We start from the raw sequence: 13,331 nt of genomic DNA on the forward strand, positions 1-13,331 counted from the left end.
GTACTTCGTGTTCGGCGTCTTCGCGGTGAAGTCGCGCCGTAGCAGGTCGGGAACCGGTGTCGCAGACGGCTCGGGGATGGTGGTGCGGACCTTCTCACCCGATCCCATGCGACCAGCAGAAATGCGGGGTCGCATACGAGATTGAACAGATCACAAAACCGGCGGCCGGAATCCTCAGCCGCCCAACGGTGCAGCTTCGTCTGGATCTCCAGTACCCGACGCTCAGCCTGATACAGCTCTGCTTCCGGATCGATGGTATTCACCTTCGTGCTCCTGGTCTTCCAGTACTGCCACTGCGAATTCGCTGCCGCCCTTCCCCGCGTACTGGGCTCTCCCCAGCTCTGAGCCTGGATCCACCGCGCGATAGTCGGTCTGTGGACGACGGAATGAGAAGAGGTGCCCGCTGACCTGGGATGATGGGAGTTCCTACGCCCTCATCAGTCCCACGAAGCAAGGCACCTCGTAAGTGAAAGTCTCCCACAGTCCTGCGGCGCTGTTCGCCGCGTTCGACGACCCGGACCTGATCGCGCACACCGGTCTGGTCCCGAAGCGGGACGAGGTGGTGTTCGTGGACATCGACTCCAAGGTCAAGCAGGTCTACGGCCCTGCCAAGCAGGGCGCCTCCTTCGGCTACACCAAACAACGCGGCCTGCACTTCCAGATCGTCACCGTCAAGACCGGCACCTGCGCACCCGTGATCGTCGCCACGAGGCTGCGCAAGGGCTCGGCCAACTCCGGCAAGGGCGCGGCGAGTCTGCTGCGCGAGGCACTGGTCACGGTGCGGGCGATGGGCATCACCGCACAGATTGTCGTCCGCGCCGACTCGGCGTTCTTCTCCCACAAGGTCGTGGCCGAGCCCGCGCGCCGACCAGGTGTGCTCGCCCCGCCGGGCAGAAAGCGCCATGCCGGAGCAGAGGAAAGCGATCTCGCCGCAGGTGCTCGCCACGTAAGCGAGGTAGACCATGAGGTGGACGGTGACCCCGGGCGCCGTGGCGCATTCGGTGGTGAACGCCGTCAGGACGCATGGTGAACCTCCACTGTGCCGGCGGTGCGGTCGAGCAATGCGTCCACCTCGGCACGTGTCGGCAAAGAGGACTGCGCTCCGGGTCTGGTGGCGGCCAGCGCGCCGGCAGCACATGCCTCGCGCAGCGCGTCGTCCAGCGGGCTGCGCGCGCCCAGGGCCAGCGCCAGTTGTGCGCAGAACGCGTCGCCGGCGCCGACGGTGTCCACCGCCTGTATCGGGAAGCCCGACTGGTGATGTGTGCCATGTGCAGCGGCCGCCACTGCGCCGGCCGACCCCAGGGTGATGACAGCGGTCCGTGGCCCCAGCGTGCGCAGCTGCTCAGCACGTTCGGCCCAGACGGACGGGGAGACCGGTCCGGGAAGAGAGGCGGGCAGCCGGAGCAGGGTGGCCGCTTCCGTCTCGTTGACCACCAGGACGTCCACCGTGCAGAGCAACTCTTCCAACAAGGGACCGGGCTCGGGGCTCGGTGCGGCGTTGAGCACGATGTACGCTCCCTTAGCCCGTGCGGTGCGTGCGGCGGCAAGCACAGCGGGCAGTGGCACCTCCAACTGCAGTAGCACTGTGTCGGTCGGCCCCGCCAGCGCTGCCCCCTTGCTGATCGCCGCGAGACGTTCGGCGTCCAGGTGACGGTTGGCACCGGGCGACAAGGTGATGGCGTTCTCCCCGTCCTGCCGGACTACGATCAGGGCCAGGCCGGACGGTACGCCCGGCAGTGCGGCGACGGCTTCGCTGTCCACGCCCTCCCCGGCCAGCTGACGCCGCAGCTCCTCGCCGAAGGCGTCGTTGCCGAGCAGGCCGATCATCTTGACCCCGGCCCCCAGCCGAGCGGCGGCGACGGCCTGGTTGGCCCCCTTGCCGCCGGCCCCGCGGACCACGTCCGCACCAAGCACTGTCTCTCCCTGAGCCGGCAGGCGAGGGACGGTGACCGACAAGTCCATGTTCAGACTGCCAACCACAACGAGTTGTTGAGTCATCGTTCCGGTACTCCGATGGTGAAAGTCAGGGAAGAGTCGGCGGGCGGGTGCTCGCTGCCGGGCGGATCGGGGCAGCCGCATGATCCACGAGCGACGAGCGTCGCCTGCAGAACGTCCCTGCTTGGTGGTAGGTCCGGGTCCTGCATCCGTTGCAGCAGCCGCTCCATGGCCGTACGGCCCAGCTGCTCGACGGGCTGACGCATCGTGGCCAGTACGGGAGTCGTGTACTCGCTGGCCGCAATACCGTCGAAGGAGACGACAGCGAGGTCGCGCGGTACCCGGATGCGAAGCTCGCTCGCGGCCCGTAGCACCCCCGCAGCCTGCTCGTCGGAGGTGACGAACAAAGCATCAACCGAGCGATCCCGTGTGAGCAGCGCGTGCCCAGAGCGGTAGCCGTCCAACCGACCGAAGGAGCCGTGCAGCAGCGGCGCCGCCTCCGGGCGTGTCTCCCATCCTGTGCGGCCCCCCGAACCCGAGCCCGCCTTGAAGCCGGCATTTTCCAATGCCAGCCGCCAGCCCACGACGCGGTCCACGGTCGGATGAATGCCCAGTGGCCCGGCAATGCAGCCGATCCGGCGGCGCCCGTGCCCCAGCAAGTGCTCGGTGGCATCCTTTGCGCCGCGCACGTTGTCCACGAGGACGTGAGATATCGGCACGCTCTCCAGTTCACGGTCGAAGACCAGGCTCGGAATGCGGGATCGCGTCAGGTCGCTCCGCCACGGCTGCTCGTTGTGGGAAGGAATCAGCAATATTCCGTCGACCCGACAGTCGATGAAGGTGCGAATGTACTCCAGCTCACGCTCGGGGTCGTCTGCCGAATTGCCCACCAGCAGTGTGTAACCCGAAGACCATGCCTGGTCCTCTACCGTCTTTGCCAGTTCCGCGAAGAACGGATTGGCCGAATCGGGAACGACCAGGCCGAGCGTCATCGTCTGGTTCAGCCGCAGGGACCGTGCCACCTTGTTGGGGCGATAGTCCAGCTCCCGTACGGCGGCCAACACTCGCTCCCGGGTCGCAGGAGCGACGGTACGTGGACCGTTGTTGAGCACGTAGCTGACGACCGACGGAGAGGTTCCAGCGAGCTTCGCCACATCCTGGCGTGTTGCCATACCGCGCACTCTCCCAAGGCCAATCGTGATCACGTCATGTACGCAACACGAGTTGGCAACTCGTGTTGCGTACGGGTCTCGGCATTATGGGATGCAACCTTCGCAACATCAAGAGGCGCTGGAATCGTCGCCCGGATCGGCGTGATCGCCGCCAGGCGGCGGGTCACGTCCTGCCTGCGCTGGACCGTCACCGGGAACGAGCATGGCGCCCGTACCGGCCTGGCACCTCGACCAGGCCGTCCTGGATGCCCAGGCCGCGGTCGATGGCTGGTACGCGCTGCCGACCAGCGTTCCAGCAGGCCAGGCCACCTCAGCCGGCGCACTCGTCCACTACAAGGGCCAGGGCACGGTCGAACCGGCTACCACGGTTTCAAGGGGCCGCTCGCGGTCACGCCGGTCTTCGTGCAGCCTGCGGATCGGCGACGTCACCGGCCCGCTCACCGTCCAGATCACCCGCGGTGTCCAACTCCACCTCCTCCTTGACCTCCTCCACCTCCTTGACCCCGGCATCACACGAACCCGCTGGCCATAGACCTGAAACCGTGACCCGCGAAGTCCGGGTCTAGGATGACTCGGTGACCGACTCGCCTACTCCGCTCCAGCGCGTGACCGCCCAGATGGTCGCAACTCGTGCAGGGACCAGCGTCTCGACGGTTTCCCTCGTCGTGAACGGGAAAGACCGCGGCCGCGTGTCCGAGGCGATCAAGGAACGGGTTCTCACCGCGGTGGAAGAACTCGGCTACACCGTTGATCACACAGCGAGCGCGCTGGCCAAGGGGCGTGGCGACCTGGTGATCTTTGTCGCCCCCGACCTCAACCCCTTCTTCGCCGAGGTCACCCGGGGTATCCGTGAGGCACTCGGCGACCAGTACAAGTTGCTGGTCTCGGTACCCCGGGGGCAGCCGTCCGCGGAAGACGTCGCCAGCTTCCTCTCGTTCCGGCCCGCCGGGATGCTCGTGGAAGCACCGTCGGCCAGCTTCGTCCGGGACCTTCCTAACTCATCGCTGCCGATGGTTCTGCTCGACGCGCCGGACTGCCCCGGCAGCGTTGTATACGACTTTCAGGCCGGCATCTCGGCCCTCGCCGCTCATCTGGTCGAGAACGGTCACCGCACGCTCGTCTACCTCGACACCACTCATCAGATCGCCACCTTCGACCTGCGCCGAGCCCTGCTGGAAGAGGCCGCCACGGCCGCCGGACTCACCATCCTCCGTGACCTGCCGCGCGCCGAACTCACGATCGACAGCGCCGCAAAGATCGCCCGCGCCCATCTCCCTCGCTGGCGGGCGCAGGGGGCGACTGCCGTAATCACCGCGACAGACACGCTCGCGTACGGAGTACTTGCGGCGGCAGCAGCCGTCGGCCTCGAGGTACCCACCGAGATCGCCGTCGCTGGGTTCGACGATCTTCCGTCCTCATCGGTCGTGGGCCCACCGTTGACGGCGGTATCGTTGCCGGCCGCCAGCCTGGGGAAGGTCGCAGCATCTCGCCTGCTCGCCATGATTGCGGGATCTCCCGTTCCGGAACTCACGCCCCTGCCCACCGGGCTTGTCGTTCGCGCGAGCACGGGTACGGCTGTCTCGCAACAGGTGGCGAACCGGCCCGGCGCAACGGACACCGAAGCCGAGCGCTCGGTCCACTGACACGGCCCGCGGCCGGGCAGTAGCTCCGCCTCCGCCACTGGCGCCGGTTCACCCGGCGCCAGCCGTAGCCCGCTCAGGCATTCTGAAGACGCTTGCGTCAAGCGCTTGACGCCAAGCCCTTGGTGAAGTTCTAATGTCGAGCGCTTGACGTGGCCAAGCAGGGCCATTCCCTGATGAATGGAGCGGAGAGATGCTGCAACATGCACGGACACGGAGGTTGGCCCGCTCGGCCATATCCGGCACCGCGCTCAAACCTCGGAGAGTGGCCAGCCCCCGGCGATCGGTCGTGACTCGACCGGTACACACGGTCCGATGACTCGGCTGCAGGGCCTTCTTGGCCTCCTGGTGATTTACGGCCTATGTTTCGCCCTCTCGCGACACCGCCGCCACATCAACTGGCGCACCCTCGGTCTGGGCGTCGCCCTTCAGGTCGCATTTGCCTTTCTGGTCCTCAAGTGGCAACCCGGCCGTGAGGCGCTGAACTGGTTCTCCTCGAAGATCGCGACGCTGATCGGCTATACGACTGGGGGAACGTCGTTCCTGTTCGGTTCGCTGGCCAAGGGCTCGTCGGTGTCATTCGCGATCGGCGTACTGCCGATCATCATCTTCCTCGGCGCGCTCGTCGGCCTGCTGTACTACCTGCGAGTCATCCAGTGGTTCGCAGAGATCGTCGGAGGGGCCATCTCCTGGCTGCTCAGGACGAGCAAGATCGAGTCAGTCTGGGCGACGACAGTGATCTTCCTCGGCCAGTCCGAGGCGCCGCTGATCATCGCACCGTATCTGCGACGGCTCACCCGCTCAGAGCTCTTCACGTGTATGACCGGCGGATTCGCGTCTGTCGCCGGCGCGAACCTGGTCGGCTACTCGCTGTTTGGCGCGCCTCTGCCGTACCTGCTGGCAGCAAGCGTCATGAACGCGCCAGCCACGCTCGTGATGGCCAAGGCGATCTGGCCCGAGACCGAGCAAACAGAAGTGCGGACCAACGTCCGCGACGTCCGCGACACGGAGTCGACGAACATCATCGATGCGCTCGCCCGCGGCGCCCTGAAAGGAGGTCGTATCGCGGTCACCGTGGGCTGCCTGCTCATCGCATTCGTCGCGCTCATCGACCTCGCCAACGGCATCCTGGGCGGTGTCGGAGGTTGGTTCGGCATCGGGGACTTGACGTTCCAGCAGCTTCTTGGCTGGATCTTCGCACCGGTCGCCTGGCTCATCGGAGTGCCGTGGCACGAAGCCACAATGGTCGGCGGTTTCCTCGGGCAGAAGACTGTGGTCAACGAGTTTGTCGCCTACGCCTCTTTCGGCCCGCACGTCGGCTCACTCGACCATAAGACGGCCCTCATCACGACATTCGCCCTGGCCGGATTCGCCAACTTCGGCTCGATCGCCATTCAGCTCGGAGCCTTCGGCACGCTGGCACCCGAGCGTCGCGCCGACATCGCCCGGCTCGGCTTCTTGGCTCTGACTGCGGGAATCCTGGCGAACTTCAGCAATGCAGCCATCGTAGGGATCGTCGGCTGAACCGGCCCAGATCGAAAGACAGGCAGCCCTCCGCTGCCTGCGGCGCCCGGCACATCGCGCGGCTGCGACTTTGTAACCAGAACCCTGAAAGGGCAGAGCAGATGACACACCACATCATCATGGACGTCGACACCGGCATCGACGACGCCATGGCCATCATGTTCGCCGTCAGACACCCCGACATCGAACTCCACGCCATCTCCTGCGTAGCCGGCAACACCCACGTCCATCAGGTGGTCGACAACACTCTCCGCGTGCTCGACCTGGTCGAGGCACCGCAGATCCCGGTCGCCGCCGGCGCCACGCGCCCCCTGATCGAGCCGGCCCGGCCCGCGGAATGGGTACACGGCGAAGGCGGCCTGGGCGGGCTGCACCTCCCACCGACCAGCCGCGCCGCGGAGAGCGTGCACTCGGTCGAGCTCATCCGACAGACTCTCCTCGCCGCCGAGAACCCGCTGACCATCGTCGCCACGGCACCACTGACCAACGTGGCCCTGCTCCTGCGCACCTACCCCGAGTTGAGCGACCGTATCGAGCGCATCGTCATCATGGGCGGCTCGGCATCCATCGGAAATGCTACAGCCGTCGCCGAGTTCAACGTCTGGCACGACCCGGAAGCCGCCTTCATCGTGTTCTCCAGTGGATTGCCGTTGGTGATGTACGGCCTCGATGTCTTCGACTGGATCCGAGTGGATGCCACTCGGATCGACGAACTCACATCATCCGAGGATCCTATCGGCAGGGCGCTCGGATCACTTTTGGGGCATGAGTTCATCGACGAAGCCACAAGCACACCGGTCCAATACGGCGTGATCGGTGACGCAGGAACACTTTGTGCCCTCGTCGCCCCACACCTGTATTCGTTCGAGAGCTTGCCGGTCAGGGTAGACCTCTCACCCGGAATCGGCAGGGGGCAGACTCAGGTCGACCGCCGCTCCACCTACGACCCAGATCACATACCCTGGCCCAAGGCATCGATTGCCTTGGAATCCGACCCGGACGCCGTGCTCGCGCTCTTCTTCGCCACCCTCCTGGGTCAGCCTTCCGCCAGTCGGCGATCGCAGTCCTCGAACACGCGCTGAGGAATCTTCCGCAACTGTCCCTCCCCTCGTGGCGAGTCCGTGGTTGCAGGGGCAGTGAGTCGGCTCTACCTTCTTGATCGGGTTGATCGAGCCATTCGTAGGGTTGGGTCGCCCAGGGGTGCTGGGTGTGGCTATCAGTCGGCTGCCGTCTCGTGGCTTTCTTCGCTTCGCCGCCCAGCGCCCCACGACGACTCGGCCGCCGATTAGGAAGTGCGAACAAGTCGCTGTGTAGAGCAATGCCGGCGAGGTCGTCCGTGGCACGAACAACACGAACACGCACGTCAGGAGCACGATGAGCCGGATATGGGCGGGGATCGACAGCGGCAAGGGCCACCACCACGGCCTCGCCCTGGACGCAGACGGCAAGACCCTGCTGTCGCGCCGGGTCGCCAACGACGAACCCGAGCTGCTGAAGCTGATCGGCGACGTCCTGGACCTGGCCGACGGCCGACAGGTCACCTGGGCCATCGACATGACCGGCGGAGAGCCCGCGCTGCTGCTGGCCCTGCTGGTCAACCACGGCCAGGAAGTCCTCTACATGCCCGGCCGTCTGGTGAACCGGGCCTCCGACGGCTACCGCGGCGAGGGCAAGACCGACGCCCGCGACGCCTACGTGATCGCCGACCAGGCCAGGATGCGCCGCGACCTGCGGCCCATCCGCCCCGGAGACGAAGCCGCCATCGAGCTCAGACTCCTGACCGGACGCCGGGCCGACCTGGTCGAGGACCGCACCCGCGTCGTCAACCGCCTGCGCGGCACCCTGCTGAGCATGTTCCCGGCCCTGGAACGGGCCCTGGACGTCACCAACACCGGCCCGCTCAAGCTGCTGACGGGCTACCAGGCCCCGGCCGCGATCCGCCGGACCGGCGTCACGCGGCTGACCAAGTGGCTGGCCGACCGCAAAGTCAACCCTCGCCGAAACCGCCGTCGAGGCCGCCGGGCGCCAGCACACCGCCGTCCCCGGGGAGAAGACCATCGCCAAACTGGTCCACACCCTGGCCGAGGAGGTGATGACCCTCAACGAGCAGATCGCCGAGATGGACAAGCTCATCGAGGGCCGGTTTCGCGATCACGAACTCGCCGACATCGTCCTGAGCGTCCCCGGCATCGGCACCGTCCTCGGAGCGGAGTTCCTCGCCGCCGTCGGCGGCAGCCTGGACGAGTTCGACTCCCCGGACGCCTTGGCGGCCTTCGCCGGCGTCGCTCCAGCACCGCGGGACTCGGGCAAGGTCAGCGGCAACCTCCACCGGCCGATCGCCTACCACCGAAGACTCCAGCGCGTCTTCTACACCTCCGCACTGGTCAGCGTCCGCTACGACCCGAACTCGCGGAAGTTCTACGACCGCAAACGCGCCGAAGGGAAGAAGCACGTCCAAGCCGTGCTCGCCCTCGCCCGCCGACGCGTCAACGTTCTGTGGGCCCTGATCCGTGACCGACGGTGCTACCAGGTCACACCGCCAGTGACTACGGCCGCTTGACAACACCATTAGGAAGCGAGTTTGGCGACGTGGTGGACTTCCACCTCATCGACGCGTCCGCATGCCTCGCACCGCCCGGCAAGGAGCCGGGTGACCAGCTCCTTGCGTTTGGTGTTGACTGGGGCCGGCCGGCGGTCAGTGATGACCGTCTTCTTGTTCTGTCGCAGCGGGATCCCGCCGAACCGTCCGACCAGTGGCTTCCTGTCGGTGCGTTCGACGCGGGCCTCGAAGCACTTACGCAGCCCGTACTGAGTATGTGGGCCATCGGATGCAGGCGAGTCCCGCCCATCGGGTTCTCCCGTTGTTGAGTGTGCCGACTTGGACCGTCCGACTCACCGAAACTCATCGGCGAGCGAAGGGAAGCAGCGCAGAGGGGTTGGAGCAGGCGTGGCTGTGTATGCGGGAGCGAGTTCTGGTCCAATTCCGCGGCCTGGCCGCTGCCGCGTCGATTCCGCCGCCCAACCTCAGCCGGGCGGCGGCCGCAGGGCCCGCGGCAGACCCGGGGGCCGGTTCGTCCGGGCTGGCCACCCCGCGCGGTCGGGCCGGTTCGTCAGCCCAGCGCCTTGACGGCGTTCTGCTCCGGCGCGACCAGCGGGTCCGGCATCGCGGCGCGGCCGACCGCCGAGGCGTCCGAACGCCCGGGCGTGCCCGTCACGTACGACAGGAACGCCTTGAGCGTAGCCAGCGAGGCGGCGTTGTTGCCCTTGCTGCACACGACGGCGTAACTGGTCAGGGCGAGCGGGTACGTGTTCGGCCAAGCGCTGCCGTAGACCGGGGAGAGCACGAGGTCGCCGCCGGGGCCTCCGGTGTGCGCGTGGCTGAGGAACGCGGTGGCGTAGCGGGAGTTGGGCGGCATTGGCTGTCCGGCTCCGGTCGCGAGGTGGGCGGTGCTGAGTTTGAGTTCGGACGTCAGGTCGACGTAGCCGATCCCGCCCGCCGTGGTCGTGACCGTCTGCACCATGCCGGTCGACCCGCTGACGCTCAGGCCCCCCTTGCCCGGCCACGACGTGCTGGGCGGGTAGGGCCAGGCGCTAGCGGCGGCACCGGACAGATACGTGGTCATGACCCTGTTCGAGCTGCTGGAGTCAAGTCGGTTGACGGGGACGATGGCGCTGGACGGAAGCGTGGTATCGGGGTTGAGCGTGGCGAGGGCCGGGTCGTTCCAGTGCGTGATCTTGCCGTTGAAGATCTTCGCGAGGGTGGTCGCGTCCAGGACGAGGTCGGTCACGCCCGGCACGTTGTACACGATCTTCTCGAGCGTCGCCGCCAGTGGCAGATCGACGGCCTGCCCGCCGGCGCCGCAGCGCGCCTTCGACCGCTGGAGGCTCTTCTCGTCGAGCGGGGTGTCGTCGATGGCGAAGTCCGTCCGGCCCGCGAGGAAGCTCGTCAGTCCCGCGTCCGCGCCGGTGGGGGAGTAGTTGAGGGTCGTGCCGGGGCACTGCTGCTGGAAGTCGGCCGTCCACCGCTCCATGACGGGCATGACCAGGGCCGATCCGGCGCCGTTCATGGTGCCCCGGGCGCCGGCGCAGGAGAAGCCGGCAGAGTCGGGCAGGGTGGGGGCGCCCGGGTCCGGGGGGTGTGAGGAGGACCGCGTCGAGGAGGTGTCGCCCTTGGCGGGAGCGTCGGCGGAGGCATGGTCGCCCGAGTGGTGCCGGGTGATGAGCAGGGGCACGGTCACAGCTGCGGCGACGGTGAGGACGGCGGCGGAGGCGAGGAGGGCGGTTCGTTTGGTGCGGCGCGCGGGGCGTTGGCCGGGCGGTGCGCCCGCGGGGCGCACCGGGGGGATGCCGGGGGCGGTGGCGGTGGGCCGAACTCCCCTGCCGGGACGGTCGGTACGAAGGTGGCGGGCGGCGCGGCAGGGGGCGCGTCCGGGCGGGTCGGGGTGCCGGCGGCGGACGGGACAGGGGGTGAGGGCGGAGGGGAATCCGTGTGCGTGGCAGCGGGGTCGGCGGGTGCGAGGTCGTTGGGGGGCGCGGACAGCGCGGTTAGCAACTCGTCCACCGTGGGCCGCGCGTCGGGCTCCTTGGCGAGGCATTGCTCGACGAGCGGGCGCAGCGCCGGGTCGAGACCCGTCAGATCCGGCTCCTCGTGGACCACCCGGTAACCGATGCCGTAGGAGCTGCCGCCGTCGAAGGGGCCGTGGCCGGTGGCCGCGAAGACCAGGACGGCGCCCAGGGCGAAGACATCGCCCGCGGCGCCGCTGCTGCCGGTGCGGAACAACTCCGGTGCCATGTAGCCGGGCGTGCCGATGAGGACGCCGGTCGAGGTGAGCGGGGCGGCGGTGACGGCACGGGCGATGCCGAAGTCGATCACCCGGGGGCCGTCGTCGGCCAGCAGCACGTTGGCCGGCTTGAGGTCGCGATGGATCAGGCCGCTGCGGTGGATGTCGCGCAGCGCCTCGACGAGCCCGGCGGCCAGCTGCCGCACCGCGTCCGCCGCCAGCGCTCCGCCGTGCGTGATGTGCTCGTGCAGGGAGGGGCCCGGTACGAACAGCGTGGCGAGCCAGGGCGGTTCGGCGTTGGCGTCCGCGTCCACGACGGGGGCCGTGAAGGCCCCGCTGACCTGGCGCGCCGCCTCGACCTCGCGCCGGAACCTGATTCTGAAGCCCTCGTCGGTGACCAGCTCCGGCCGGACCACCTTGATCGCGAGCTGTCGCCCCGACACGGAGCGGCCGAGGAAGACCACTCCCATCCCGCCGGCCCCTAGCCGGCGTTCCAGCCGGTAGCCGCCGATCGTCGTCGGGTCTCCCTCAAGCAGCGTCACGCCGCGCTCCCTCCTAGGTGATCACCAGAGTAAAGCCGAAGTTCCGCCCGTTGGCCGCTTCGGCCCGGGGCGCGGGAGGGCGCGGATACGATGCCGGGTCGCCGAGTGACGCGGGGGGCGGGCGGCGCTGTGATCGAACTGGCTGGTGTCATCGCGCAGGTGGGAAACTGCTGCGGGTGATCCGGCCACGGCTGGTGCGGACCCGAACGGCACCCCCGCGCCGAACCCGAAGCTTGTTGTCGGCGGTTCGGATCCGCTTCAGCCTGCCGGAGACGCGGGCCGGGGCACGACGGTTTGCACGGGTCGAACTCCGGGGTCAGTCCCGGGCCAGGGCGTCGATCGACGCAAGAACGAGGTCCCCCAGCGCCCGGTTGCCCTCGATAACGGCGTTCAGTTGGTCGGGGTGGAGCCGGCGGACGGCGACGCGGCAGAAATCCACGGCGTCGGCGACGATCGTGACGTCCGGATCCGCGGCCCGCGGCGCCGACGCGAGCGGCATGGTGAACGTGCCGCCGGCCGGACCGGCGAGAACGACACGGGCGGCGCGTCCCGGCGCGGTGGTACCCCGGTAGGCCATAGCCATCGGCGTGGCGGCCATGAGCTCGTTGCACAGCATCGCCATGCGCTCCATGTCCAGCCGCGGCGGCGGGCGCCCGGTGGCCGCGCAGATTGTCGATGGCGTGTGCCCACAGTTCGGCGGTGCGCGCGACGAGAAGCTGGCCCACGCTGATGGCGAGGTCGTGGAAGACCACCGGCCGGCCTATATCGCTCGGGGACGTCCCGCCATGGAGTGCCCGGACGGGTCCGCAACCGTATCCCGTCGATCAACTGCCGACGCGTCCACGTCCGCGGCCTGCCCGCCTTCTTCCCCGCCGGCAGCAACGGCTCCAACACAGCCCACTGCCGGTCCGCCAAATCCCCTCGCGCCACACTATGATCATCTCAATTCGAGATCCACTTTCGCAACAGACCCTAGTACTCCAGCAGGATTTTGCGGCCTGACCCGCGGGTTTCGCTGGGCGGGTGGAGTGTAGCGGGTCGTTGAATGGTCAGGGGTGGTCTCGCGGAGACCGCCCTTCGATCGTGCGACAGCGCCGCAGGTAGTGACAGCGGCGGGCGACCGCTTGGCGTCGTCTGCGCCAGTTCGACCAGCTCAGTGCGTGGTGTCGGCCTCGGCGCCCACGAAGGTGCGGAGGCGGGAGGCGACAAGCTGCCAGGATTCGCCGAACCTCCGCCACTGTGAGCCCGATTGCCCCGATTGCCTCACCGGTTCCGCCCCCTTTCCCCGGGCCTGGTATGCCGTGGCGGCCAGGAAGGCGTGCGCAAGCATGGCGAGGGTGATGTGCCGGTACCAGCCCACGTAACGGCGGACTTCGTAGTGGTCCAGGCCGCACTCGTTCTTCGCGGCCTGGCTAGGGTGGGCCGCACGGCGAGGTTCCTGCCGTTGGACAGGTCCTTTTCCGCGCGGCCTCCCTCCGAACCGGACGTGCCCGATTTCCAGGCATCCGGCTCTCCAGTGATCATGTGGTGAACGTTGCAGGACTCCCTTGTTGGTGGATGAGGCCGTGGCAGTTAGCACAGACCACCAGGGTCTTGCGGCGCCGTTTGGCCATGACCTTGGTCCAGCGGGCCGGTTCGCTCGTGTCGGGCCTGGAGGGCGCGATGCCGTCGGTGATCGGTCTGCTCGAACAGCGTGAGGCGCGGGCGCGGGAGGAGCTGGAGTCGTGGATGGAGGTG

Annotated in this window: 11 protein-coding genes and 3 pseudogenes; 6 read left to right on the plus strand and 8 right to left on the minus strand. The window is 68.0% G+C overall.

All coding sequences use genetic code 11. From position 1 onward, the window contains the following. Positions 1 to 466: 466 nt before the first annotated feature. Positions 467 to 1,030: a transposase gene (locus ACWEKM_RS43245; RefSeq protein WP_451626794.1), complete on the plus strand. Its 564-nt coding sequence runs from the start codon at positions 467 to 469 to the stop codon at positions 1,028 to 1,030. On the opposite strand, the gene ACWEKM_RS43250 is transcribed toward ACWEKM_RS43245, so the two are convergent. Both ACWEKM_RS43250 and ACWEKM_RS43255 read right to left on the minus strand, forming a co-directional pair. After that, positions 1,015 to 2,079 (minus strand): ribokinase, encoded by a 1,065-nt coding sequence (locus ACWEKM_RS43250; protein WP_451626795.1) that lies wholly within the window; start codon positions 2,077 to 2,079, stop codon positions 1,015 to 1,017. The two genes, ACWEKM_RS43245 and ACWEKM_RS43250, sit on opposite strands and share 16 nt — an antisense overlap. Continuing rightward, positions 1,995 to 3,107: a LacI family DNA-binding transcriptional regulator gene (locus tag ACWEKM_RS43255; protein ID WP_451626796.1), complete on the minus strand. Its 1,113-nt coding sequence runs from the start codon at positions 3,105 to 3,107 to the stop codon at positions 1,995 to 1,997. Before ACWEKM_RS43255 ends, ACWEKM_RS43250 begins: the two co-directional genes overlap by 85 nt. Before the next feature lie 202 nt (positions 3,108 to 3,309). Here ACWEKM_RS43255 and ACWEKM_RS43260 point away from each other — a divergent pair, with 202 nt between their 5' ends. From ACWEKM_RS43260 to ACWEKM_RS43280, 5 genes and pseudogenes are all read left to right on the plus strand, one after another. Further along, the gene (locus ACWEKM_RS43260; protein ID WP_451626797.1) at positions 3,310 to 3,639 is read left to right on the plus strand and encodes a hypothetical protein; all 330 of its coding nucleotides are present in this window, start codon (positions 3,310 to 3,312) and stop codon (positions 3,637 to 3,639) included. Between the two features lie 73 nt (positions 3,640 to 3,712). Then, the gene (locus tag ACWEKM_RS43265; protein WP_451626798.1) at positions 3,713 to 4,750 is read left to right on the plus strand and encodes a LacI family DNA-binding transcriptional regulator; all 1,038 of its coding nucleotides are present in this window, start codon (positions 3,713 to 3,715) and stop codon (positions 4,748 to 4,750) included. 312 nt (positions 4,751 to 5,062) lie between these two features. Continuing rightward, entirely contained in the window at positions 5,063 to 6,271 is a 1,209-nt protein-coding gene (locus ACWEKM_RS43270) for a NupC/NupG family nucleoside CNT transporter (protein WP_451626799.1), read from the plus strand. A 119-nt stretch (positions 6,272 to 6,390) separates the two neighbouring features. Then, complete coding sequence (locus ACWEKM_RS43275) at positions 6,391 to 7,353, plus strand: nucleoside hydrolase (protein ID WP_451626800.1); 963 nt, start codon at positions 6,391 to 6,393, stop codon at positions 7,351 to 7,353. A gap of 292 nt (positions 7,354 to 7,645) precedes the next feature. After that, positions 7,646 to 8,831 (plus strand): annotated as a pseudogene (locus ACWEKM_RS43280) (IS110 family transposase). 550 nt (positions 8,832 to 9,381) lie between these two features. On the opposite strand, the gene ACWEKM_RS43285 reads toward ACWEKM_RS43280, so the two are convergent. The 6 genes and pseudogenes from ACWEKM_RS43285 to ACWEKM_RS43310 all read right to left on the minus strand — a co-directional run bounded on the left by ACWEKM_RS43285 (position 9,382) and on the right by ACWEKM_RS43310 (position 13,324). Continuing rightward, on the minus strand, positions 9,382 to 10,509 hold the full coding sequence (locus ACWEKM_RS43285; protein WP_451626801.1) for a phosphate ABC transporter substrate-binding protein PstS: 1,128 nt from the start codon (positions 10,507 to 10,509) through the stop codon (positions 9,382 to 9,384). Further along, positions 10,506 to 11,594: a serine/threonine-protein kinase gene (locus ACWEKM_RS43290; RefSeq protein WP_451626802.1), complete on the minus strand. Its 1,089-nt coding sequence runs from the start codon at positions 11,592 to 11,594 to the stop codon at positions 10,506 to 10,508. Before ACWEKM_RS43290 ends, ACWEKM_RS43285 begins: the two co-directional genes overlap by 4 nt. Positions 11,595 to 11,910: 316 nt before the next feature. After that, positions 11,911 to 12,225, minus strand: a complete 315-nt coding sequence (locus ACWEKM_RS43295; protein ID WP_451626804.1) for a hypothetical protein — start codon at positions 12,223 to 12,225, stop codon at positions 11,911 to 11,913. A 137-nt stretch (positions 12,226 to 12,362) separates the two neighbouring features. Then, positions 12,363 to 12,524, minus strand: a pseudogene (locus ACWEKM_RS43300) (transposase); the annotation flags it as partial. Positions 12,525 to 12,747: 223 nt separating this feature from the next. Beyond that, positions 12,748 to 13,005: pseudogene (locus ACWEKM_RS43305) on the minus strand (IS701 family transposase); the annotation flags it as partial. Positions 13,006 to 13,114: 109 nt separating this feature from the next. Then, on the minus strand, positions 13,115 to 13,324 hold the full coding sequence (locus ACWEKM_RS43310) for an HNH endonuclease (RefSeq protein ID WP_451626803.1): 210 nt from the start codon (positions 13,322 to 13,324) through the stop codon (positions 13,115 to 13,117). Positions 13,325 to 13,331: the final 7 nt, after the last annotated feature.

This window comes from Streptomyces sp. NPDC004752 (assembly GCF_053601275.1).